Genomic DNA, 23,561 nt, shown 5'->3' on the forward strand with positions numbered 1-23,561 from the left:
TGAAATAGTCAGCAATGTCAACCTGAGTTTTATTATCAGGTATTATTCCTATTTCTGACTAACCATATCTGGGGAGCCCGATGCACCCGGCGAACATTGCGCTGAGGCACAATTGTATTAAAATGCACTACGGTTTGTTTGGTTAATGGTGAACAGAATGAAACGCGCGGCCGTTGTTCTTGCGCTAATACCAGCCGCGCTGATGGCGCAGGCAGAGACCGCCATCGAAGCGCATACTCATGGCGCGGGTCATATGGCAATTTCATTCGTTGAAACCGGATTTAGCCTGACGCTTGAAGTGCCAGGCGTAGATATTGTTGGGTTCGAGCACACTGCCGAGAACGAAGATGAGAGGGCGGATGTTGCCGTCGCAATCTCGGACCTTTCTAAACCGCTTGAGATCTTTGAGGTGCCGCCTGAAGCGGGGTGTGTGACTGCAACGGCCAATGTCGCGCTTGTTGGTGATGTCTTCGTTCAGGATGAGGGGCAAGTCAGCGATAATGCCGCGCATCACACCGAATTTCAGGCCGATTATCTGGTGCAGTGTCAGGAGCCGTCGTTAGTGAATTCAATTCAGTTCACCTATTTCGAACGGTTTGCGCGCGCCGAGCGCTTGTTTGTTGAGCTGACGTCATCCTCGGCCACACAAAACCTTACGGTGGAACGCCAAACGCCACATTTGAAGGTGACAGACTGAACCGGCGTGTGCCCGCAGTAGCAAAGCTTGACGGTCAACCAGACTGATCCCGAACCAATGCGGCCTGCAACGCGCGGTAGGAGTCCTTTGGCCTTCTTTCCAGCGTCTCGAAATCTACATCGACCAGCCCGAACCGTTTTTCATATCCCAGCGCCCACTCGTAATTGTCGAGAAGGGACCAGATGAAATATCCCTTGATCGGAACGCCGTGGTCAAGGGCCTTACACACTTCGGCAAGATGCTGGTTCAAGTAGTCAATTCTGTCAGCGTCGTTTTGACGTTCTGCGCTCGCCATGCCATTTTCGGTCACGTAGATAGGCAGGTCCCCAGTATACTCTTGCGCGGTCCGGATCAGGAAACGGGACAGGGCTGCCGGATCAATTTCCCACCCCATTTGCGTTTTTGGCAAGGGGCCGGGGACGTCGGTCAAGGAAGGCCAAGACGTATCTGCGCGCGTTATCAACTTGCGCGTATAGTAATTGAGCCCACACCAATCGACAGGTGCAGCTATCGTGTCGAAATCATCCTGCCAGTTGTCCGGCAGATGCGGCTCTAATCCTTCCAGAACACTCTGAGGGTAGGATTTCTTGAATGCGCCGCCCAGGAAAAAGCGGTTGTAAATCCCGTCGTAAAGCGCCGCCGCAGTCTGTGCCTCATCGCTGTCGTCAGCAGGTTCCGCCCATTCAAGGTTGAACACTGCGCCAAGATTCGACATGCCCAATCCACGCATAGTTTCGATTGCGCGGCCATGGGCCAGCAATACATGATGCATCGCGCGCGCGGTTGCCCGGATGTCGCGCAAGCCGGGGGCATGTTGGCCTTCGAAATGGCTCAGCCAGCTTACACACCAAGGCTCGTTGACAGGTGCGACGCTGAACATCCGATCGCCGATGCGGCCCATGATGATCTCGGTGAAGTCTGCAAACCAATTCGCGATATCCCGGTTTCGCCAACCGCCCAGATCGGCGAGCGGTGACGGGAGTTCCCAGTGATACAGCGTTGCGCAGGGTTTGATGCCGCGTTTAAGCAGCGCATCGGTCAGGCGATCATAGAAATCCAAGCCTTGCTGATTGATCGGTCCGCGCCCTTCGGGCAGCACGCGCGCCCAACTGGTTGAAAAACGGTAACAGTCGAAGCCTGCGCCCCGGATCAGATCCAGATCCTGTTCGAACCGGTTATAGTGATCGCAGGCCAAATCTCCGTTTTCTGCATTGGCGACGTTACCTGGAGTTGCGGCGAAACTGTCCCAATGGGTCTTGCCTGCGCCCCCATTGGCGTGTCCCTCGATCTGATAGGCCGACGTCGCCACGCCAAACTGAAAATCTGGCGGGAAATCTGCGCGTTTGTACTTCATATCACATCCTTTGTGGGGCTGGCCCCGTCGAGCTGCCGACGACAAGTTCAGCCTCCAGCAAGCGCGTTTTGGGTGGGTCATCCGGAGCGTTGATCCGCTCGATCAGCATTTCGGCAGCCACCTCGCCCGCGTGTCTGACCGACGAGCGCGTTGCGGTGAAAATTGGAACATCCATACCATTGCGCATGTAGGACAACTCGTCATCATGAGCGATCACCGAGATATCGCGCCCCATTTTCAGGTCGCGTTCTTCAAGTGCGCGCCGGATTCCAACCGCAGAGATAATCGAAGAAGCCAAAATTGCTGTTGGCGGGTCGTCGAGCTTCAGCATGTCGCAGGCTGTCTGATGCCCATAAATCTCGGTCATCTCGGCGCTGCGCAGCAGGTGTGGATCAGGCGAGATCCCGGTTTCTTTGAGCGCCGCCAGATAGCCGTTCCTCCGCCGACGCGCGAAATCCATTTCCTCGAGCCCGTTGATCAAGGCGATGCGCCGATGGCCCAGATCGATCAAAAACCGAGTAGCGCGTTCGAAAGAACGCTGGTTGTTCACATCGATCCAATCATAGGGCTCTTTGGCGTAGGTCGACCGGCCATGAACAATGAAGGGCACGCCGAGGCGCGATAATACCGAGATGCGCGGCTCTCGTACCTTGGGGCCTTGCAGGACCACGCCGTCTACGACGCCTCGATTGAACAGGCTGCGATAGGATTCTTCAATTGATGTGTCCGGCGCGTGCGTGAACATCATGTCATAATTGTTCGCCGCATAGGTTTTGGCTGCGCCTGCCACAAAATCTCCGAAAATCGGATTGACCATTTCGTGCCGGGACGAGGTGGGAATCACATGGCCGATGACCATAGACCGCCCTGTCGCCAGCCCCTTTGCGCGGCTGTTGGGGCGGTAACCATGCTTGTTCGCAGCAGCCTGAACCCGGATGCGCGTCCCTTCGCTGACCTCCGGGTAACCGTTCAGCGCGCGGCTGACGGTTGTTTGTGAAAGACCGAGGATCTCAGAGAGTTGCTTTAGGTTCATTTTACTCAAAGCGCCTTCAAATTGATGCCCATTTGTTTTGTTGTGAAAACCTGGCTCAGTCAACATGTTTCGAGAGAATGTCTTAGAATGGCAGTTTTTTAGGTGTTAGTAGGCGAGATATTGACAGGGTCTGAATGTTAGCGGATAAAGTACGGCATCCAAAGCGCTTTGAAAACGAATCTCGTTTGCGCCGAAAATATTGGGAGGAGAACTCATGAGACACGCACTTTATTCGGGTGCGGCGGCGATCGCTCTGCTGGCCGGGTCGGTACAAGCACAAGATTTGGTCTTCGCGCCGGGCGAGGGGCCGTTCAACTGGGACAGCTATAATGCCTGGGCCGAAAGCGCCCCGGATCTGAGCGGTCAGACGGTCACGATTTTTGGTCCGTGGCTGACCCCGGAAGACGGTTACTTCAACAACATGATTGCCTATTTCGAAGAGGCGACTGGCGCAGATGTGATCTATACCGGTTCCGACAGTTTCGAGCAGCAGATCGTTATCGATGCCGAGGCAGGATCAGCCCCCAATATCGCGGTCTTCCCGCAGCCAGGACTGGCCGCGATCATGGCATCCAAAGGGCAGCTGACACCGCTGGGTGAAGATATGGCGGCCTGGGTTGGTGACAATTATGCGGCTGGCGATTCCTGGGTTGATCTTGGCACTTACAAAGACGCCGACGGCAATGACCAGATGTATGGCTTCTTCTACAATGTGAACGTCAAGTCTCTGGTCTGGTATAACCCGGAAAACTTCGAGGATGCCGGATACGAAGTGCCGACGAGCATGGAAGAACTGAAGGCCCTGACCGAGCAGATCGTCGCCGATGGCGAAACCCCGTGGTGCATTGGCCTGGGATCGGGTGCTGCCACCGGTTGGCCTGCGACCGACTGGGTTGAAGACATGATGCTGCGGACTCAGCCGCCCGAGGTTTACGACCAGTGGGTGACAAACGAGATTCCGTTTGATGATCCGCGCGTTATCGCCGCAATCGAAGAGTTTGGCTGGTTCGCGCGTGATGACGCCAAGGTCTCGGGTGGGTCAGATGCTGTCGCCTCGACTGACTTCCGCGACAGCCCCAAAGGAATGTTCTCATCGCCGCCCCAGTGCTACATGCACCGTCAGGCGTCCTTTGTTCCGGCCTTCTTCCCCGAAGATGTCGAGTTCGGCCTGGATGCAGATTTCTTTTACATGCCGTCTTTCGCAGACAAGGACTTGGGTAACCCGGTTCTGGGTGGCGGTACTCTGATGGCGGTAAGCAATCCATCGGATGCGACCAGCGCGTTCATGGAGTTCCTCAAGCAGCCGATTGCACATGAAGTCATGATGGCACAAACCGGATTCCTGACCCCGCATAAGGGCGTGAACACCGAAGCCTATAAGGATGATACTCTGCGCGGTCTGGGTGACATTCTACTGGGCGCGACCACCTTCCGCTTCGACGGCTCGGACCTAATGCCGGGCGCCGTGGGTGCGGGTACGTTCTGGACCGGCATGGTTGACTATACTGGCGGGAAATCCGCCGAAGAAGTCACCGGCGAAATCCAGTCATCTTGGGACGCAATCAAGTAATCCGCTGAACCTTCGGGCAACCTTTCAATCAGGTTGCCCGAAACCCTAGCAAGGGAGAGGACGCCATGAATCCGGCAATTCAGGGCCTGCTAACAATCGTAATCGGTGTGTCGGGATGCGTGGGCTATTTCTACCTGTCCAACCAATTTCTGGATAAAGTCCTGTTCCCTGCGCGTGGACCGAACTCGGGTCGCAATATCAACCGCGCGAATATGATCCGGCCCTGGCTGTTTCTGCTTCCCGCGATCCTCGCCCTTGGGGTCTATCTTGCCTATCCGGTGTTTGAGACGCTGCGCCTATCGCTGACTGATCGGGTCGCCGGTGGTGGATATGAATGGGCGGGTTTTGACAACTATACCCAGATGGTAGCCGAGCCGAAATTCTGGGAGGCGATGCGCAACAACATGCTTTGGCTGATTGTTGTACCTGCCATGTCCACCGCATTTGGCCTGCTCGTGGCGCAGCTGACGGATCGCATCCGCTGGGGTAACGTCGCCAAGTCGCTGATCTTTATGCCGATGGCGATTTCTTTCGTTGGCGCCTCGGTAATCTGGAAACTGGTCTATGATGCACGTCCGGCCGATCAGGATCAGATCGGCGTCCTGAACGCGATCTACATCTTCTTTGGTGGAACCGAAACGCACACCTGGCTGACCCTGCCTTTCTGGAACAATTTCTTCCTGATGATCGTGCTGGTCTGGATACAAACCGGCTTTGCCATGGTCATTCTGTCCGCCGCGCTGCGCGGCATCCCGGAAGAGACCATCGAGGCCGCCATTCTGGACGGGGCCAATCCGTTCCAGATTTTCTTCAAGATCAAAGTGCCGCAGATCAAAACCACGATCATGGTGGTCTGGACCACCATCACCATCGTGGTCCTCAAGGTCTTTGACATCGTTTTTGCGATGACCAACGGCCAGTGGGAGACGCAGGTTCTGGCCAATTACATGTACGACAAGATGTTCCGCGCCAATGACTGGGGCGTGGGATCGGCATCCGCCATGGTGATCATGTTGCTGGTGACGCCGATCCTGATCTGGAACGTGCGCAATGCGCGCAAAGAAATGCAGTAGGAGGACGGGGTTATGAGCGATATTGCAGGAACCCGCCCAGCCCTTAGATGGGTCGTTCACGCCTCGGTTGTGCTGCTTGTGGTGCTTTGGGTTTTCCCAACACTCGGTTTGTTGATCTCGTCATTCAGAACGGCGGACCAGATTTCCAGCAGCGGCTGGTGGCGGGCGCTCTTCCCGTCGGAGCAGAACCTGACTCTGCGCGCGGCTGCGCCGGAAACGCAGGTTCTGCAGGATGGTCTCTATGTGATCGAAGGCAATATCTTCGATGGTGATCGGGCCTCGGACATTTCGCGATGGGGTGTGAATTCCCGTGCGATTGATGCCTTTGCTCCGGGCGAAACGGCTGAGCTTCGTCGTGGCGGGACGATCACGGTTCAGGCCAACGGTGACTATCGGATGGAAAACGCAGAAGAGTTTTCGGGCAAGCGCGGCCCTCGCGTGTTTGTGACGACTACTCTGCCGCCTGAATTCACCTTGGAAAACTATGCCCATGTTCTCTTCAACGAAAGCAGTTCCGACAGTATGGGCAAGGCGTTCTTCAATACCCTGACGGTGACGATCCCGGCGACGATTATCCCGATTCTTGTCGCAGCATTTGCGGCTTACGCGCTGGCATGGATGGATTTCCCGGGGCGTGCCCTGCTGATCGCTGCGGTGGTTGGCCTATTGGTGGTGCCATTGCAGCTGGCGCTGATCCCGTTGCTGAAACTGCATCTCAATATCGGGATCGGCAAAGGATACCTGGGGGTCTGGATGGCCCATACCGGGTTCGGGATGCCATTGGCGATCTACCTATTGCGTAACTACATGGCCGGGCTGCCTCGTGACCTGATTGAGAACGCCCGGGTAGATGGCGCAACCGAGTTTCAGATTTTTACCAAGTTGATCCTGCCGCTTAGCTTTCCGGCACTGGCATCCTTTGCGATCTTCCAGTTCCTTTGGACATGGAACGATCTGTTGGTTGCCAAAGTCTTCCTGATCGATGCCAGCGGCCAGACAACGGTAATGACCAACCGTATCGTCGAGCTGCTGGGTACGCGGGGCGGTAACTGGGAAATCTTGGCCACGGCGGCGTTTGTCTCAATCGCGGTGCCGTTGGCAGTCTTCTTTGCAATGCAGAAATATCTGGTTCGCGGCTTGCTGGCCGGTTCCGTAAAATAAGGGCGTGTGATGAACGTGCAGACCAACGCGACAGCATTCGAAAAAACCAAGTCGGCGTCAGATTGGTGGCGGGGCGGGGTGATCTATCAGATCTATCCGCGCAGCTTTCAGGACAGCAACGGTGACGGGATCGGAGACTTAAAGGGTATCACCCAGCGGCTAGGCTACATCGCCTCGCTGGGGGTTGATGCAATCTGGATTTCGCCGTTCTTCAAATCTCCGATGAAGGATTTCGGTTATGACGTCAGCGACTACCGCGATGTCGATCCAATGTTCGGCACTATGGCGGACTTCAAAGTGTTGTTAGATGAGGCCCATGCACACGGGCTGAAGGTGATGATCGATCTGGTGCTATCCCACACCTCAGATCAGCACCCGTGGTTTGGTGAAAGCCGCACCAGCCGAGATAATCCGAAATCCGATTGGTATGTCTGGGCCGATCCCAAGCCTGACGGGACACCTCCGAATAACTGGTTATCGATTTTTGGTGGTTCGGCTTGGCAGTGGGATGCGCGGCGGTTGCAGTATTATCTGCACAATTTCCTGACTTCGCAGCCAGATTTGAACTTCCATTGCAAGGATGTCCAGGATGCCCTGCTGGATGTGGCGCGCTTCTGGCTGGAACTGGGGGTCGACGGCTTCCGTCTGGATACCATCAATTTCTATTTCCACGACGCCCAGCTACGTGACAATCCTGGTCTGCCGATGGATCAAAGGAACTCATCCATTGCGCCGATGGTGAACCCGTATAACCATCAGGATCACCTCTATTCCAAAAGTCAGCCCGAGAATATCGCCTTCCTGGAAAGGCTGCGCGCCCTGACCGATGAATACGAGGGCCGCGCATGTCTGGGTGAGGTCGGCGACGCGCAGCGCGGGCTTGAGATTATGGGCGAATACACCAGCGGCGATAAACGGATGCACATGTGTTATGCTTTCGAGTTCCTCGAAAAGCGGGCTTTGACGGCAGCTTACGCAAAGCAGGTTTTTGACCAGCTTGAGGACAAGGCGGGTGATGCATGGCCATGCTGGGCCTTCTCAAACCACGACGTGCAACGCCATGCTTCGCGTTGGGGGTTGGACGATGCAGCTGTCCGGCAGCACGCCGTTCTGATGATGTGCCTGCGTGGCTCAGCCTGTCTTTATCAGGGTGAGGAACTGGGCCTGCCCGAGGCAGATGTTGCGTTCGAAGATTTGCAAGACCCCTATGGCATTGAATTCTGGCCTGAATTCAAAGGTCGCGATGGCTGCCGTACTCCGATGGTCTGGGCCGCACAGGACGAACAATCCGGGTTCAGCACGAGCCGTCCCTGGTTGCCAGTCAGCGCTGCGCAGGCCGAGCGGGCGGTGGATCGGTTGGAAAAAGATCCAGCGTCGATGCTGCACCACTACCGCCATGCGATTGCATTGCGTCATGCGCACTCAGCGCTGATGTCCGGCGCGCAGACAGGGATGTCACAAGTCGGTTCGGTATTGACCTTCACCCGAGAGGATGAAGCCGAGCAGGTCTTCTGCGCCTTCAATCTGGGTGACTGTCCGGTTGACGTGACCCTGCCAGAAGGTGACTGGCAAGTGATCGGGGAGGAGTTGGGCGGCGTTCGCGGGGAAAGCAACGTGACGCTGGATGCCGCTCAATTCTGTCTATTGGCTCGGGAAAAGAGGTAAACCATGTCGGAACTCAAGCTTACGGATGTGGCCAAATCCTATGGTCCTATCGATGTTCTGAAACATATCGATCTCGAGATCGAGCAAGGCGAACTGATTGTCTTTGTCGGCCCGTCAGGTTGCGGAAAATCCACTTTGCTGAGGATGATCGCGGGCCTTGAAAAGATCACTGGCGGTACGCTTGAGATCGAAGGGCAGGTGGTGAACGATGTGCCACCTGCGCAACGCGGCATCGCGATGGTGTTCCAGTCCTATGCGCTTTACCCGCATATGACGGTGCGCGAAAACATGGCCTTCGCGCTCAAGATCGCGAAGATGCCGAGCGCTGAGGTTGATGCCGCCGTGGAGCGCGCGGCCCAGATTCTACAGCTTGAACCCCTGCTGGATCGCCTGCCCAAGGCATTGTCTGGTGGACAACGCCAGCGCGTTGCCATCGGTCGTGCCATCGTGCGCGACCCCAAAGTATATTTGTTCGACGAGCCGCTTTCGAACCTCGACGCTGCCCTGCGCGTGGCGACGCGGATCGAGATTGCACGCCTGAAAGAGGCGATGCCCGACAGCACGATGATTTACGTCACCCACGATCAGGTCGAGGCGATGACACTCGCCAGCCGCATTGTGGTTTTGGCCAATAAGGGAGTTGCGCAGGTTGGCACGCCGCTGGAACTCTATGAGACGCCAGATAACGAGTTTGTCGCGCAGTTCATCGGCTCACCAGCAATGAACCTGCTGCCCGGGACTATTACCGCGACAGGAGAGACAACAACCGTCACGCTGGATGATGGCGGCGTGGCAATCTCATCAATCCCGACGGATGCCGCTGACGAAGGCAAAAAGGTCAATATCGGTGTCCGGCCTGAGGACTTAAACATCACTGATGGAACACCAATTTATTCCGGCTTGGTGGATTTCACCGAAGCTTTGGGTGAGGTCACGCTGCTTTACTTTGCAGTCCCGGATGGACGGGAGGCCGTGATTGCAAAACTACCTGGTGTTCAGCGCAATCTGCGAGGAAAAACCGTCTCGGTCACGGCGGCACCCGAAAAGGTGCATCTGTTCCACAACGGTCAGTCGATGAGGCGCTAGTCGAGCTTCGCAAGGAAGGTGGAAACTTTTTCCAGCCCTTCGCGAATGATCGACGGAGTATTGGCGTAACCGATCCGAACACAGCCTTCGAGACCCAAGGCAGAGCCCGGTGTGAACATCACGCCGGTTTCCTGCAGCAGTTTCACGCAGAACTCGCGCGAGGGCATGTCGAAGTTGTAGTGCAACAGCGCGGTTGTTCCGGCCTTGGGTTTGACCCAACTGATTTTGGGCTCGCTTTCGACCCATTCTTCCAGCATGGCGAGGTTGCCGCGCGTAATGGCGTGGCTGCGCGCCAGAACCTTGTCGTGGTTTTCCAGCGCAAGCGCCGCGAAATGGTCGTCGATCATGCCGACCGAGATCGTGTCATAGTCCCGATGGATCGAAACCGCTTCGATCAGTTCTGGGTTGGCCGCAACCCAACCCAGTCGCAGCCCTGCCAGCGAAAACGCCTTGGACATGCCCGCGGTTGAAATGCCTTTCTCATAAAGATCTGCAACCGCATCCGTCATGCCCGAACCTTCTTGCCCGGTACCGCGATAGACTTCATCACACAGCAACCATGCTCCAGCGGAGCGTGCGATTTCGACGATCTCAAGCAGGAACGCGCGATCCATCATCGCACCGGTTGGGTTGTTGGGGTTGTTGATTGCAATCAGTTTGGTGCCCGGAGTTACGGCGGCGCGCAGCTCCTCAAGATCGGGCAAATAAGCGTTCTCGGCCCGTAAATGGATCTGCGTCACCTCCGCGCCGATGCTGGCCGGGATGGAATAGTGTTGCTGATAGGTGGGCACGACGGCCACCACCTTGTCGCCGCGCTCGACCAGCGTTTTGTGGACCAGCATGTTGGCACCGATCGTGCCATGGGTGACGATGACATTCTCACGCTTTTGCTGGTCATATAGGTTACAAATCGCATCGCGCAGCCGGTCCGAGCCCCGGATCGCGCCATAGGTCATCTTCATCCCAAGCAATTCAGACAGATCATCCGAGTTTTTGCCGGAAAGCTTCAAAAGCTCGGCGATACTCAGGCTCTCGACGCAAGTCTCTGCAAGGTTATAGGCGCAGCGGGTTTCCCATTCATCCATCCAAATTTCGACGCCAAAGGGTTCGATCTTCATCGCGCTATCCTGTTCGACTAAGCCATCGCGCATCGTTCCCATGGCGAAGCGGCAAGGTCAACCTCGGCAGATGACCGTTATCGAACTTGCACAAGAGGCGTGTATCGTTACCGGTAGATCGCCACAGGATCACCCAACGCATCTTCATCTGGGTGAACGCCAAGGCCGGGTGTTTCGGGAAGATGCAGGTGGCCGTCCACGTTTCTCGGCCCACGCCCACCGGCGATATCGACGGTGATCATGTCCTGACAGGCCCAGACAGCATGGCAATTCACATCCGGAATTGTCGCCGCCAGATGCAGCGCTTCGGTATCCGCCAGCACAGAACCACCGGTTGCCATTACAAACATGTCGATCCCATGCGCCAGCGCGACATCGCGCATTCGGACCGCTTTGGTCAGCCCGCCGACCCGGTTGAGCTTGATGCCGAATATTTCGGCAATGCCATCGCGGGCTATGCGCGTCGCGTCCTGAAGGGTAACAAGGCTTTCATCAACCGAAACAGGCGAAGCATGTTTGCCTGAGATCGCGGCAATGTCATCCAGTGTTTCGCAAGGCTGTTCGATCATGACATTGAGGTCTTCGACCGCACTCATCACGCGTAATGCCTGCTGCCGCGACCAGCCGCGATTGACGTCATAGAGGATGATGTCTTCGGGATTGCGCAGGCTTTCCACGTCACGGATTCGGGCGATATCACGGGCCACATCGCCGCCGATTTTGACGGAATGAGCGATATAGCCGCGCTGCCGGTATCGTTCGATGACGGCGCGGGTTTCTTCGATTGTCTTGGCTCCTACGGAGGATGCGATTGGGCGCGGCGTACGCGACCCTCCCCCCATCAAATCAGCAATCGGAAGACCAGCAACCTGACCGGCTATGTCCCAACACGCCATGTCAATCGGGCTTTTGGCGTAGAGATGTCCGGGTAGGGCCTGATCCATCGCGCGTTCAACATCCAGAACTCGCCGCGGGTCGAGGCCAAGAACAAACCGTGCCATCGTCTCGATCCCGGCCCGTATGCCGGGGCCGTGGGCGGGTACATAGGTATGCCCCCAGGGCGTGCCTTCGCCCCAACCAACAAGCCCTTTGTCGGTTTCAATCTTGACCAGCGTCGCATCGAGCTTCTCAAACTTCAATCGCCCGCCTGACAGCCAGTATGGATGCTCCAATGGCAGGTCGATTTGAAAGACAGAAATCCCGGTAATTTTCATTTTGGTTTCACCTCGACGCAGTATGTCATGCGGCATCCATCCGAGGCAGATCATCCATTCCATCGCCCCGCCACAAGACAAAGGTCAGGATTGAATGATCGCTTGTCGTCATGGCGTGGCTTTGCCAACTTTCATGCTGGCGGGTCTGGCCCGGCCCGACAAGCTGTGCATTCCCTTCAACCTTAAAACAGGCTTTTCCAGCGAGCGTCAGGTATAGCTCTTCAGCCTGGTGGCTGTGCCAGTCATACTGCAGACCTGCGCCCCAATAGGCGACATAACCGCGTAGTTGGGTCGAATGGAAATGCCCGCTGGGTCCGAACAATTCGTAATACCCGTATCGGGACAAGAAATCCGCACCGACCTCGGATTCGGAATAGGTCAGTTTCCAGTGCGCCTGCTCAGCAGTTGCTGCAATGGCCGTAACCAATGCCTGTGTTTCGGGCGTACCGCTCAGACCAAATTTGCTGACAAGCCGGGTTGCCGGAATTTGTGCGGGTTGTAAGTCCGTTCTGAATAAATCTGTTGGCCAACCCCCAAAACCCGCCAAATCCGGGTGGTTCTGATGCAATCGCCTGGCAGCCAATAAAACATCATCCAACGTCATGGGATCACCACGATGTTTCCGGTGTGTTTCTTCGCGATGAAGGCGGTTTGTGCCTCATGCAATTGGCTTAGAGGGTAGGTTGCGGCCAGGGCCGGTTTTACTTCGCCCGCTTCGATATAACGTACAAGATTTTGCATTACTTCGGGGTCGATGACGGTCGAGCCTGTAAAGGTCAGATCGCGCAAGTAGAACGTCCGCAAATCGAACTCGACCATAGGGCCCGCGATGGCGCCCGAACAGGTATAGCGTCCGCCGCGTTCAAGAATGCTGATAAGCTGCGGCCAGTATGACCCGCCCACTACGTCGGCAACGACCGTGATCTTTTCGTCCCCCAACGATTTACGCAGATCATCGGGTGCGCGTGGCAGGATGACATCTGGACCCAACAGAGCCACGTTGTCGTGCTTAACCTCCGATGCCATCGCGATGACCCGCGCATTTCGGCGCTTGGCCAGTTGAACCAGAGCGCCACCGACGCCGCCAGATGCACCCGGAACAAGAACAGTGTCAGCCGCGGTGACCTTGGCGCGGGTCAGCATGCCTTCGGCGGTTGAGTAGGAACAGGAGAAGGTTGCCAGCTCAGCATCCGAAAGTGTTGATTGGATGGCTATCGCATTGACAGCCGGGATCGTTGTGTATTCGGCAAAGCCGCCATCTCGCTCTGATCCGAAGTAGCCGGTTTTGTCCTTGTTCATCGGATCGGTCGGATCGCGCAACCAGCAATCGGTTATCACACGCTCGCCCAAGCGGTTTGGATCCACGTCGTCCCCGACTCCAACGATCTGCCCACAGACATCCGCCCCTTGAATGCGCGGAAAGGCCAGTGGCGCTCCGCCCCAGGTTGGGTCATCAGTGCCGACCTCTTCAAACGCGCCACCGGTGGTCGCATCGCTGACTGTTTTAGAATACCAGCCGGACCTAGTGTTTACGTCGGTATTGTTCAGGCCACAGGCACCGACCTTGATCAGAACTTCGCCCGGTTTGGGAGTGGGACAGGGCCAGTTTTCGTGCCAGACCATCTGATCAAGATCACCGTGCCCCATGGTGACCATCGCCTTCATTGTCTCGGATTGGGCCATGCGGCAAACTCCGTCGATGCATTTACGGTGACCTCAATCAAGCGCGGGAGTGAGCTGAAAGACATCGGTCTGGCCCCCTGAGTCGATTTGGTCTCGACACCGTATGCAAACAAAAATACCATCGTCAATCATGAATGGGACAGATGTATCAAATTTAGTTTTGGCACGGCTGGCGGAAGAACTGTCTCAGTTGACACCCGAGGCACGCAAGGCTGCGACCTATGTGCTTGAGAACCCGCGCGACGTGGGCGTATCGACTGTACGCGAAATTGCTGAAGCCGCCAATGTGAAACCCAATACCATTGTCCGAATGGCGCGGCAGGTGGGGTTCGAAGGCTACGAAGATTTCCGGGTTCCCTTCCGCGAGGCGATCCGGCGCGGGCAGGCCGATTTCCCGGAACGCGCGCGTTGGCTGCAGGATATTCGTAAGTCCGGCAATATGGGCGGGCTTTATGCGGATATGGTTCAGGACGCTCTGCGCAACGTCGAGGAGACGTTTGCCAATATCTCGTCCGAACAGCTGAAAGCCGCCGCTGAAGATATCTGGAATTCGCGTAACGTGTTCGTGCTGGGCGTTGGCGTGAACAATTCGAATGCGCGAAACTTTGTTTATCTGGCCTCGACGGGCATGGTGCAGTTTCATGCTATCCCGCGCGCCGGATCAAATCCGATTGACGATCTGGCATGGGCGGACAAACGCGATGTACTAATTGCGATGACCTGCAAACCTTATCGGAATGAAGTGGTCGAGGCGGTGCAAGTTGCCCGAGAGCAGGGCATGACGGTGGTCGGTCTTTCTGACAGCCCAGCCAGCCCTGTTCTGCGCAATGCACAACACGGGTTCGTCATCTCGGCGGATACGCCGCAATTCTTCCCGTCATCAGTAAGTACTATCGCATTGCTCGAAACGCTTTTGTCCTTCGTCATTGCAGTGGCCAGCGACGAGATCGTCGAAAGAGTGGCGACCTTTCACAAGCGTCGCCATCAGCTAGGCCTATATCACGCGGAAGAGCCCTGATTGGATCAGGCCAATCCGCGTTGGCCATTCAGCCACGCACCAGGTGACCACCATCCACATCCAGCACAGCGCCCGTGAGATAGCCATTTGTCATTGCCATTATCACAGCTTGGGCGATGTCCTCGGCCTCACCAATACGTCCGACGGGCAGGCTGTTACCAACCTGAGCGAACATGGCCTCGCGAGCCTCATTGGACATTGCCGCGTAAGCCTCGGTCGCAACCATTCCAGGGCTGATGCAGTTCACACGCGCACGACCTGATAGCTCCAATGCCAACCCCTTGGACAGGGCTTCGACCGCCGCGTTCACGGCCCCAAGACCCGTTGCACCGGCAGAGGGTCGGCGGCTGAGGACGCCAGAAAAGAAGGTGATGGAGCCGCCTTCAGTCAAGACAGGCAAGACTTCACGCGCCGCCACATAGGGCCCGATAAATTTAGCCTCGAACATCGCGCGCAGGTCAGTGGTTGGCAATTCGGCGAAGGCCCCACGCGCTGCGCTTGAGGCAGAGATGACCAGATGATCTACTTTTTCAAGGCCGCTGGCCCAGGACTTCGTGCCAGTCTCGTTGGTGGTATCGACCGGTGCGATCTGAACTCCGCCTCCGATGTCTGCCGCTGCTGCCTCCAGCTTGGCGAGACTCCGACTGGCGATGGTAACTTTCGCACCGAGCGCCACCGCCAGCTTTGCGGTGGCCTTACCCATGCCGCTGCTGCCGCCAATGACAACAACGTGTTTGCCGATGAGGGCCGTTTCGAAAACCGAGTTCATTGCTTTGGTTCCTTGCTTGTCGTGTTTGTTAAATGAGTCAATCGATGCTGAGCACTAACTTGCCGGTGGTTTCGCCCGCCTCTAGGCGGCGATGCGCTTCCGTGGCCTTGGCGATTGGGTATGTGGTGATCTGAGGACGCAGAATGCCAGTTTCCAACAGCTTGAATACCTTGGTCATGTCCGCGCCGAATGCAGTTGGTCGGTTGGAAAAATACGTGTAAATATCGCTGACCCGCACTGAGACAGATTTCTGGAAGTGTTTCGCCAGATCCTCGGCAAAATCGCCAGCTGGCGGCCCGGCAAGGAATCCGAAGAGCACAGCCGTTCCAAGGGGAGCCAGCGCATCAAGGTCTGATTTCAAGGAGTCACCGGAAACCGGATTCAACGTCAGATCAACACCGCGCCCACTTGTGATCTCTGACACCAGCGTGGCCACGTCCTGAGTACGATAGTCGATGACAAAATCTGCTCCTTGCGCCTGGGCGTATCCGACCTTTTCAGTGCTGACCGAAGCGATCACAGTCATACCCAGATGCTTGGCGATGTGGAGGGCCATCGTGCCCACTCCGCCTGCAGCCGCATGCACCAGTACGGATCTTCCGGCCGCCGCACCGCCCAGATTGACCAGCATGTGATAGGCCGTCATTGCGTTGACAGGGATTGCTGCTGCGGTTTCAAAGGCGATGGTATCGGCAATTTTGGTTACATAAGGTGCACTTATTACGGAATGCGTACCGTAGCCGCCCGCACCAATCGGGCCCATCCATGCGACGCGATCACCCACGGCGAAACCAACGGCATCTTTGCCCGTCGCTTCGACGATTCCGGCACCTTCAACGCCGGGTACATGGGGCAGGTCTGGCATCATGCCCTCTGGCATTTCGCCACGGCGAATAATCGTATCGATAAAATTCACCGCCCCGGCATGATTACGGATCAGGATTTCTCTGGCACCGGGCTGTGCGACAGCTTGGTCAACGCTTCGCAGAACTTCGGGCCCGCCAGTTTGGGTGATTTCTATTGCGTACGGCATCATGCATCTCCTTTTGTTTCGCAGAAGATAGCGATGACGCCATTTCGTGATAATAGTTGAATTTGGAAGGTATTATCTCATAAATAGAATTATGATCTACAACGACCTTGGCCTGTTTACTGTTGTCGCCCACCACCTCAGCTTTTCCAAAGCTGCAGATCGGCTGGGTATTCCGCTTAGCAGGATTAGTCGCAGGATTGCCATGTTAGAGGATCATCTGGGCGCTAAGCTATTCGAGCGCACGACAAGGCAGGTGCGCCTGACCGAAGAGGGGCGCCGTCTTCTGGATCGTTGCCAGGATCCGATTGAAGCGCTTCAGCGTGTTGCGGGTTTTACCGATGACACGCGGCACCACACGATCCGCATTACGGCCCCACCCTTGGCAGCTCGTACAACGATAGGGCCAAAGCTGGTGGATTTCGCGGAACAAAATCCTCAGGTCCAGCTTGAACTGACGACGACTAACATCATGCTGGATTTTTTCGCGGACAATATCGACCTCGCCTTTCGGGTCGGTCCGCTTGCGGACTCCGGTCTTGTTGCCAAGCGGTTATGGTCAGTTCCATATTGTTTTTGCGCAGGGCAGGGCTTCATTCGAGAGCACGGGCTTTCGGGTCCTTTAACGCGACCGAAGTTCCAGACTCTTCCTACGCTGATGGCGGGTCAACCTTGGGTACTGGAAACGGGAGAGACGGTGAATCCAGCCCACATAGCCCATAATATTGGCGACCTTGATGTCATAGCACAGGCCGCTCGTCGTAATCTTGGGATAGCGATGTTGCCGAAGGATATGGTGGAGGGCGATCTGCGACGACTGGAAGTTGAGAATACTGTCCCGCTGACACGAGACATGTACGCGGTTTATCCCAGCCGTCGTCTGTTGCCCGAGCGTGTCAGGAAACTGATCGATTTCATGGCACCGGGATAAATCCTACCAATCAATTTGCACCCCATCCCGAAAGAAACCACCTGTTGGGCCGTTCACGGGCAGTGTTGCAGCCCACACGACGCCCTTAGCCCCTTCGGGAACCGGGCGACCACCCCCGCCCATGTCAGTGGCGACCCAGCCGGGGCACACTGCGTTAACAAGGATGCCTTCGGGTTTCAAATCAGCCGCAGTCTTGATGGTCAGCGCATTGAGCGCTGTTTTCGAGATGCCATATCCAGGAGTGCTGGAAGACATGCCTGTCAGCGCTCCTGAGCCGGAAGACACGTTTACAATCCGGGCATCATGACCATTTTGAAGTAAAGGAACGGCCGAAATGGTTGTTGCCCAGGCTCCGAAGAAGTTGGTCTCGAAAGCACGGCGTACGCGCACCAGGTCGGCGCTGAGCGCGTGCTGATCCGTGTCGTAGTCAACGCCTGCATTGTTTACCAGTATGTCGAGATATCCGTATTCGGAGTTGATCTTATCAAAGGCAGCGTTGACCGAGCTCTGATCGGACACGTCCAGTTGCAAGGCCTTAGCTCCATGCCCAATCTCTTCGGCCGTGGCTTGTCCCTTTTGCGGGTCGCGCGATGCTACCAAAACAAATAATCCATGATCGCGGGCCAGTTGTAGGGCGACTTCTTTGCCGATGCCTCGATTGGCTCCGGTCACAAGTGCGATACGTTGTTCGGTCATGAGGTTTCCTTTGAATTTTCGTCAGTTAACCGAAAGCAAAGCCTAATAGTGAGATTGCCAACATCGCTCTGGCAAGGCAACCGGCGCGCAACGATGCGGCGTTAACTGATGTCAGTTGGCCCCGGCCCCGCGTTCACCAGCGAGGGCGACGAGACCACGGTCGCCGGTTTCCCAAAGAGCGGTCATCGTCATCGTTGTCACAACCCAGCGTTCACCTGTTTTTTCCAACGCATAGTCATAGCGGCCGCCCAATACCCATAGGCCATCGTCAAGACGGTGGGTGGCGGTGAAATCAGCCTGCGCTGTCGCGGCGGTTTCTGAAACTGAGGTGATTGCGTGGTTGGTCACCATGTGATGCGTGCTGTCGAACCCGGGCAGGAAGGCGGCCCAGCCCGCAACAAGTTCGTCAGCGGGTTGGGTTGCCGGGTCTCCACCCCAAAGGCTGGTGTAGTCAATGGTGACGTGATCGGCGAAGGCATCCCTTACACGGGTCCAATCATGCCGGTCTGCGCCTGCAGCGATATCCGTTAGGGTGCGGGTGATGTCGGTTTGATCAGCCATTGCAGGGCCTCCAATCATTGTTATGGCGGTGAGCATGGCGATGAGGGATCGTTTCATATCCGGATCCTTTGTCAGAGTTGGACAAAGCAACGTACGTTGCTGCGCCTGCTTCATTCATTAGCCAAGCGTTCAGGCACGGGCGCTAAGGTGTATTGCGACCAAAAAAACGTATTCGCCGCATCCTGATCGGCACTGAGATTGGTGGCCTCGACGATCTTGCCGTTCTCGATCCGGTAGACCAGCGCCCAGATGGTATCGACATTCGGCTTACCTTCGGCGTTGGACCAGCCTCGGTGAATATCTACAACATGGGTTTCATCCGCGCCAAAGTAGATCGGGTCAGCCTGAAACCCAGCTGCGCCCAACTGGGCGAAGAAGGCCAAAACTTCATCCCGACCGTTTTTGGTGCCGCTCAGCGGATGGCGGCCGGGAATGTGCCATTGTACGTCCTCGTCCATGACAGCGGCGATTCCATCAAGGTCGTTCGAGCCGTAAGCCGCAAAAAAGTTCTGAACCACTTTCATATTGTCTTCGGGGGTATCGGCCATTGCGTTGCCTCCCATAACGGTCGCGACCGCGAGTGCTAGTTGAAGTTTTCGGGTCATTGGGGTCTCCAAGGGAATGAGGCGTCGGATAGCGAGGTCCGACGCCTGATCAGCAGGATCAATTATCCAATCCGGCGCGGAAGTGGTCGGCAACGGCGTCGGCCGCCCGTGTCACGTCCTCGGGGTTGTCGTAGAAATCGAACTGCGTGACATCCTCGAGCCACTGCGCGTTCGCGTCACCGGCAAATCCGGCAAGGAAGGTCTGCACGCCCTGCGGGATCGCTGCGCTTTCAGAGTGAACAATGGTCAGCGGTTTGTCCAGACGCTGTGGGTTGTCGGCGGGATGGTAGGTCAGCCAGCCTTCCCAGCCTGCATTGTTCCATTTGTCATCATATTCCGGGATCGCCCCACGGTCAGCCTCATAATAGTAACCACCGATCGGCATCAGCACGCCTTCGGCACCTTCTGGACCCGCGGCAGGAATGATCTGGCCCCCGGCGGCTTCGGCAGCCCGAGAGACTTGAAGCAAGCCGGCAACACCTTCTGCGCCGCCGTAGACGGCCTCAACAATTTCGGCGTTCTGCAGCCAGGGAGCAACCAAACCAAGTCGCTGAACCAGCGGGTTGCCCGAGACGGCATCGACCATATAACCCGCTGAGGCGCAGATACCCAGCCCATTGATGTGCTCGGCGTCCACTTCTGGCAGGGTCGCTATGAATTCGATCGCTGCCTTGATGTCCGAGGTCTTGGCTTCGGGGCTTTCGACAAAGCGCGCTTGGTTCGGCAGATCGCCGGATTTACCCCAGCCTCGGAAATCGAAGGTGAAGGCGGCAAATCCGCGTTCGGCCATTTCCCGGGCATAGTTCGCCGGCATCTGTTCTTGTACCGAGGTCCAGGCCCCTGTGACCACGACCGTTGGCAATGGTGCATCGCCGCGTTCTTCGGGTAGGTACAGTGTGCCGGATAGGGTGGCACCTTCATTCTCAAAGGTGACAATGCGGGTTTCGACCTGTGCGACGGCAGCTGTCGAGGCCATTAAAGCCGCAGCGGTATTCAGAGCGAGGGTTTTCATCGCGATATCTCCCAAAGTCTGTCTGGATGGGCGCAAGCCCGATGACGAAAGAGATACGTTGCCGGAGGTTCACTTGATTGCACCGGACTGCTGTGTTTTTGAATGATCCTGCATCAAGCCATGTTGGCCGCGCGATAAGCCTTGGGGGTTTGTCCCACCACCTGTTTAAAGCTGCGCGTGAAATGAGCCTGATCGGAAAAGCCACATTCCAAAGCGATATCACCCAGAGGACGCTGCTGGTCCTGCATCATCTTCATCGCCTGTTCAATTCGGTAGGCCATGACATATTGCATCGGGGTCGTGCCCAACGTCTCTTTGAACATGCGTGCGAAGTGCGAAGGGCTCATTCCCGCCTCGGTCGCGAGCTGCTCAACGGTTATGGTCTGATCCAGCCGGTTCTGTACAAAGGCCAAAACGCGCTGGTAATGCCGGGATGTGAAGCGGGATGACAACTGAACATCTTCGATCCGGCGTTTTCCATATTTCTGGAGCAGTTTCACTAGGAATACGCGGCTCATGGCTTCGAACATCACGACCGAAGACATGTCGGTCGATTCCAATGCGTCGCGCAGTATAACGCCAGCCGTGCACAGATCAGGGTCCGAGAACTGCGGCAAATCCCGAAATTGCTGCGGGTCAAGCAGCATGCCCAGCTCGGACTGAGCAAAGCGTTCAACCTTAGCCGGGTCCAGTGTGATAACGATGACATCAGACGTCGCGTACCACCGCCAACCCGATCGCATACCAGCCGGAGTGACGATGATTTCATCCTTGTGAAACATGAAATCCCGCAACTCACCATCCCTCCAGTTCTGAACTCTGTGCGGAATGGTCTGGAGATTGAGAAGCACGTGATGCTCTTTGAAAACATCCTCGGGCATCTGATCCGGCTCAGCCCGGAAATACCGAACGGACATCAACCCTGCAGCCGAAGGCCGCTCGATCGCATCGCTGTTTAGTAAAGGTTCCGAGGGGTAAATGTCCGCATATCTCGAAGGCAATCGTCGGCTCCCATAGTGTACCTGGGCAATTCTCGCTGGCGTCGATCGTACACGGTTGAAAACATCCAACAGGGGTGCGAACCCATGGAGTGGTGCCGTGGCCACCTGCTTCTCGCAGCGCAGCTGTAGCGTTCGGGTCGACGCTTAGAGAATTTTCAAGATTGCGGTCGCTGAATCAAGACGGAACACGATGCCCGACGAGAAACACGTGCTGCCGTTGATCCGAGAAAATAGTCCATTGCCGATGGGTGATGCGCTCCGACAACAATCAAATCAGCGCCGATTTCCCGTGCGAACTCGGTAATGCGCAGCCCTGGCTTTCCCGTTTCTACCTGGCAGTTTATATCGGTCGCTTCTCCGGCGATCGACTTTAGGGTTCCCATGATTTTGTTGGTCAGATGGTTCTCGGATTTCACTGTCACGAATTCCGCCGTAAAACCCGGGATCTGTTCCAGAACTGTAAGTAGTGTGATCTTTCCGTCAGCTGCCAAAAGCTTGCGGGCAGTGGTGATTTTCTCAGCAACCAACTCTTCATGATCAATGGCAACGGGGATCAATATGGATTTATACATGTAAAGCACTCCCAGTGAGTTTCGGCGATGTCAACGAGCAGGGCTTGGTGCATCATAACTTGATAAGTACTTTCAGAATTAAAAGGTTCTGATCTGTTGCCCAGGACCCCGCCCTGCCTTAGTGGCCAAACACCTCGAGCCGCGCCCATTCTGGACCTCGGTTCAAGAGAAAGACGGCCACCGCATATGCGATGGCCGCCTTGAGGTTACTATGCGCTGCGATACAGTTTTGTCATCGAGAATTCCCGATGTCCCAGCGCCTCTGCCGCGGTGTTACGGCCGTTTGCTGTCCTGCGGATCATATCGATCAGAGCATCACCAGCCTGATCGATGGTTTGTTCGCGCCGCAAGATGCCTGAAACATCAACGTCCACATGCTCGCCCATGGTGCGCACTGTACGCGGGTTCGCGGTGATCTTGATGACCGGAACGATCGGGTTGCCCACCACGTTGCCCTGACCTGTCGGGAAGGTATGGATCACAGCACCGCCCGCCGCCATCAGCGTCACACATTCCGCCGCAGCTGATGAACTGTCCATGAAGTACAGGCCTTTGCCCGAGTTAGGTCGCTCGGCAGGTTCCAGAATGTCGATATACTGCGAAGTCCGGCCGATCTTTTCGAGGTTGCCAAGCGCCTTTTCCTCAATGGTGGTCAGGCCACCTTCGATGTTGCCCTTGGTTGGCTGACTGTCGCTGAGATCATCGGTTTGATGCGCAAAGATCACATCGTCCTGATAGGCCTTCCACATCTTGTACCAGCGCTCGCCGACCTCTTCGTTGATGGCGCGTTTCTGGCAGATATGTTCCGCCCCGGTGATTTCCGAGGTTTCACCAAAGAACCCGGTGATCCCTTCGGGCAGCAACTTGTCATACATGTTGCCAACGGTTGGGCAGGACCCCAGACCCGTTGTCGTGTCGCTTTCACCGCATTTGGTCGAAATCCAAAGCTCGTTGATCGAGCATTCCTCGCGCTGGACCTCGGTGGCCTTGTGGACAAAATCCTTGGCGGCCCATGAAGCGCGCCGGATGGTTTCAAAATCACCGTTCTGTTCGATTGAGAACTCTGCCACGTCCTTGCCGGTCTCGCGGATGCCGTCGGCAATGCGTTTGGTCCAACCCGGCTCGATGCCGATGACGACCACCGAGTGGACATTCGGGTTGGCCCCTGTGCCGATCATAGTGCGGAAATGCAGCTCGAGGTCCTCACCGAACTGAAGGCGGCCATAAGCGTGTGGGATTGCCAGCGTGCCCTTGACGTTGTTGGCGACCGCCTCGCAGGCGGCGTTGGAAATGTCATCGACGGGCAGGATCAGCACGTGGTTGCGCACACCAACCCGGCCGTTTTCGCGCCGGTAGCCCATGACAGTCATGTTTGAATATTTGCTCATGGTATTAACCCCTTACCAGCGCTTGGTCTTGCAGTTTTGCGTGTGGACATGCCCGCCGCGTGGGATGTCAGCGATGATCTTGCCGATGTCTTCGCCATATTTGATCGCCGTATCGCCGTTCTTGAGGTCCGTGAGCGCAATCTTGTGGCCAATCGGAACATCCGCGCCTGCGGTCAGGCGAAAGGTCGAGTTGTCATGTGTAATACAGCACAGCATGTCGGTGCCTGCAGTCAGGCCTTCGACGACCACGACACCGACATTGTCTTCCTCTTCATGCACCAAAAGGTGCGGTATTTCATTTGGGGCTGGATTTGACATGAAGGT

The 23,561-nt window shown here is 56.3% G+C and carries 24 protein-coding genes; 8 read left to right on the plus strand and 16 right to left on the minus strand.

Annotated features, from left to right (window positions below; all coding sequences use genetic code 11):
- Positions 1-157 precede the first annotated feature (157 nt).
- Complete coding sequence (locus AC2TEM_RS10270) at positions 158-697, plus strand: ZrgA family zinc uptake protein (protein WP_170420431.1); 540 nt, start codon at positions 158-160, stop codon at positions 695-697.
- A gap of 34 nt (positions 698-731) precedes the next feature.
- On the opposite strand, the gene AC2TEM_RS10275 is transcribed toward AC2TEM_RS10270, so the two are convergent.
- The gene (locus AC2TEM_RS10275) at positions 732-2,051 is read right to left on the minus strand and encodes a GH1 family beta-glucosidase (protein ID WP_170420433.1); all 1,320 of its coding nucleotides are present in this window, start codon (positions 2,049-2,051) and stop codon (positions 732-734) included.
- Position 2,052: 1 nt separating this feature from the next.
- Positions 2,053-3,084, minus strand: a complete 1,032-nt coding sequence (locus tag AC2TEM_RS10280) for a substrate-binding domain-containing protein (protein ID WP_170420435.1) — start codon at positions 3,082-3,084, stop codon at positions 2,053-2,055.
- A gap of 214 nt (positions 3,085-3,298) precedes the next feature.
- Here AC2TEM_RS10280 and AC2TEM_RS10285 point away from each other — a divergent pair, with 214 nt between their 5' ends.
- From AC2TEM_RS10285 to AC2TEM_RS10305, 5 genes are all read left to right on the plus strand, one after another.
- Positions 3,299-4,654 (plus strand): ABC transporter substrate-binding protein, encoded by a 1,356-nt coding sequence (locus AC2TEM_RS10285; protein ID WP_170512843.1) that lies wholly within the window; start codon positions 3,299-3,301, stop codon positions 4,652-4,654.
- Positions 4,655-4,719: 65 nt separating this feature from the next.
- Positions 4,720-5,727, plus strand: a complete 1,008-nt coding sequence (locus AC2TEM_RS10290) for a carbohydrate ABC transporter permease (protein WP_480856177.1) — start codon at positions 4,720-4,722, stop codon at positions 5,725-5,727.
- Positions 5,728-5,739: 12 nt separating this feature from the next.
- Entirely contained in the window at positions 5,740-6,888 is a 1,149-nt protein-coding gene (locus tag AC2TEM_RS10295) for a carbohydrate ABC transporter permease (RefSeq protein WP_170392558.1), read from the plus strand.
- Positions 6,889-6,897: 9 nt separating this feature from the next.
- Positions 6,898-8,553, plus strand: a complete 1,656-nt coding sequence (locus AC2TEM_RS10300; RefSeq protein ID WP_170420441.1) for an alpha-glucosidase — start codon at positions 6,898-6,900, stop codon at positions 8,551-8,553.
- Between the two features lie 3 nt (positions 8,554-8,556).
- A complete protein-coding gene (locus AC2TEM_RS10305; protein ID WP_170420443.1) occupies positions 8,557-9,639 on the plus strand; it encodes an ABC transporter ATP-binding protein in 1,083 nt (360 codons plus the stop codon).
- Here AC2TEM_RS10305 and AC2TEM_RS10310 read toward each other — a convergent pair.
- The 4 genes from AC2TEM_RS10310 to AC2TEM_RS10325 all read right to left on the minus strand — a co-directional run bounded on the left by AC2TEM_RS10310 (position 9,636) and on the right by AC2TEM_RS10325 (position 13,654).
- The gene (locus tag AC2TEM_RS10310; RefSeq protein ID WP_170422380.1) at positions 9,636-10,757 is read right to left on the minus strand and encodes an aminotransferase; all 1,122 of its coding nucleotides are present in this window, start codon (positions 10,755-10,757) and stop codon (positions 9,636-9,638) included. The two genes, AC2TEM_RS10305 and AC2TEM_RS10310, sit on opposite strands and share 4 nt — an antisense overlap.
- Positions 10,758-10,864: 107 nt before the next feature.
- Positions 10,865-11,971: a mandelate racemase/muconate lactonizing enzyme family protein gene (locus AC2TEM_RS10315; RefSeq protein WP_480856178.1), complete on the minus strand. Its 1,107-nt coding sequence runs from the start codon at positions 11,969-11,971 to the stop codon at positions 10,865-10,867.
- 25 nt (positions 11,972-11,996) lie between these two features.
- Positions 11,997-12,575, minus strand: coding sequence for a dimethylsulfonioproprionate lyase family protein (locus AC2TEM_RS10320; protein ID WP_170420447.1), 579 nt, complete (start codon positions 12,573-12,575; stop codon positions 11,997-11,999).
- Positions 12,572-13,654, minus strand: coding sequence for an alcohol dehydrogenase family protein (locus tag AC2TEM_RS10325; RefSeq protein ID WP_480790503.1), 1,083 nt, complete (start codon positions 13,652-13,654; stop codon positions 12,572-12,574). The genes AC2TEM_RS10320 and AC2TEM_RS10325 overlap by 4 nt, the downstream gene beginning before the upstream one ends.
- Positions 13,655-13,784: 130 nt before the next feature.
- Between AC2TEM_RS10325 and AC2TEM_RS10330 the strand changes: the two genes are divergently transcribed.
- Positions 13,785-14,672, plus strand: a complete 888-nt coding sequence (locus AC2TEM_RS10330; RefSeq protein WP_170420449.1) for a MurR/RpiR family transcriptional regulator — start codon at positions 13,785-13,787, stop codon at positions 14,670-14,672.
- A gap of 28 nt (positions 14,673-14,700) precedes the next feature.
- Here AC2TEM_RS10330 and AC2TEM_RS10335 read toward each other — a convergent pair whose 3' ends face one another.
- Both AC2TEM_RS10335 and AC2TEM_RS10340 read right to left on the minus strand, forming a co-directional pair.
- Positions 14,701-15,441 (minus strand): SDR family oxidoreductase, encoded by a 741-nt coding sequence (locus tag AC2TEM_RS10335; protein WP_170420451.1) that lies wholly within the window; start codon positions 15,439-15,441, stop codon positions 14,701-14,703.
- A gap of 37 nt (positions 15,442-15,478) precedes the next feature.
- Positions 15,479-16,474, minus strand: coding sequence for a zinc-binding dehydrogenase (locus AC2TEM_RS10340; protein ID WP_170420453.1), 996 nt, complete (start codon positions 16,472-16,474; stop codon positions 15,479-15,481).
- Between the two features lie 91 nt (positions 16,475-16,565).
- On the opposite strand from AC2TEM_RS10340, the gene AC2TEM_RS10345 reads away from it, so the two are divergent.
- A complete protein-coding gene (locus AC2TEM_RS10345; protein WP_170420455.1) occupies positions 16,566-17,402 on the plus strand; it encodes a LysR family transcriptional regulator in 837 nt (278 codons plus the stop codon).
- Between the two features lie 3 nt (positions 17,403-17,405).
- Here the strand turns inward: AC2TEM_RS10345 and AC2TEM_RS10350 are convergent, their stop codons facing one another.
- The 8 genes from AC2TEM_RS10350 to AC2TEM_RS10385 form a co-directional block, all read right to left on the minus strand.
- Positions 17,406-18,098: an SDR family NAD(P)-dependent oxidoreductase gene (locus AC2TEM_RS10350; RefSeq protein WP_170392549.1), complete on the minus strand. Its 693-nt coding sequence runs from the start codon at positions 18,096-18,098 to the stop codon at positions 17,406-17,408.
- 111 nt (positions 18,099-18,209) lie between these two features.
- The gene (locus AC2TEM_RS10355) at positions 18,210-18,659 is read right to left on the minus strand and encodes a nuclear transport factor 2 family protein (protein WP_480856179.1); all 450 of its coding nucleotides are present in this window, start codon (positions 18,657-18,659) and stop codon (positions 18,210-18,212) included.
- 110 nt (positions 18,660-18,769) lie between these two features.
- Positions 18,770-19,264 (minus strand): nuclear transport factor 2 family protein, encoded by a 495-nt coding sequence (locus AC2TEM_RS10360; protein ID WP_480439098.1) that lies wholly within the window; start codon positions 19,262-19,264, stop codon positions 18,770-18,772.
- Between the two features lie 58 nt (positions 19,265-19,322).
- Entirely contained in the window at positions 19,323-20,276 is a 954-nt protein-coding gene (locus AC2TEM_RS10365; RefSeq protein WP_170420459.1) for an alpha/beta hydrolase, read from the minus strand.
- A gap of 113 nt (positions 20,277-20,389) precedes the next feature.
- Entirely contained in the window at positions 20,390-21,277 is an 888-nt protein-coding gene (locus AC2TEM_RS10370; RefSeq protein WP_170402136.1) for a helix-turn-helix domain-containing protein, read from the minus strand.
- 155 nt (positions 21,278-21,432) lie between these two features.
- On the minus strand, positions 21,433-21,849 hold the full coding sequence (locus AC2TEM_RS10375) for a universal stress protein (protein ID WP_170402133.1): 417 nt from the start codon (positions 21,847-21,849) through the stop codon (positions 21,433-21,435).
- A gap of 209 nt (positions 21,850-22,058) precedes the next feature.
- Positions 22,059-23,237 (minus strand): UxaA family hydrolase, encoded by a 1,179-nt coding sequence (locus AC2TEM_RS10380; RefSeq protein WP_170420461.1) that lies wholly within the window; start codon positions 23,235-23,237, stop codon positions 22,059-22,061.
- A gap of 12 nt (positions 23,238-23,249) precedes the next feature.
- Positions 23,250-23,555 (minus strand): UxaA family hydrolase, encoded by a 306-nt coding sequence (locus tag AC2TEM_RS10385; protein WP_170392543.1) that lies wholly within the window; start codon positions 23,553-23,555, stop codon positions 23,250-23,252.
- Positions 23,556-23,561 lie beyond the last annotated feature (6 nt).

Source organism: Ruegeria sp. HKCCD3925 (assembly GCF_057221175.1).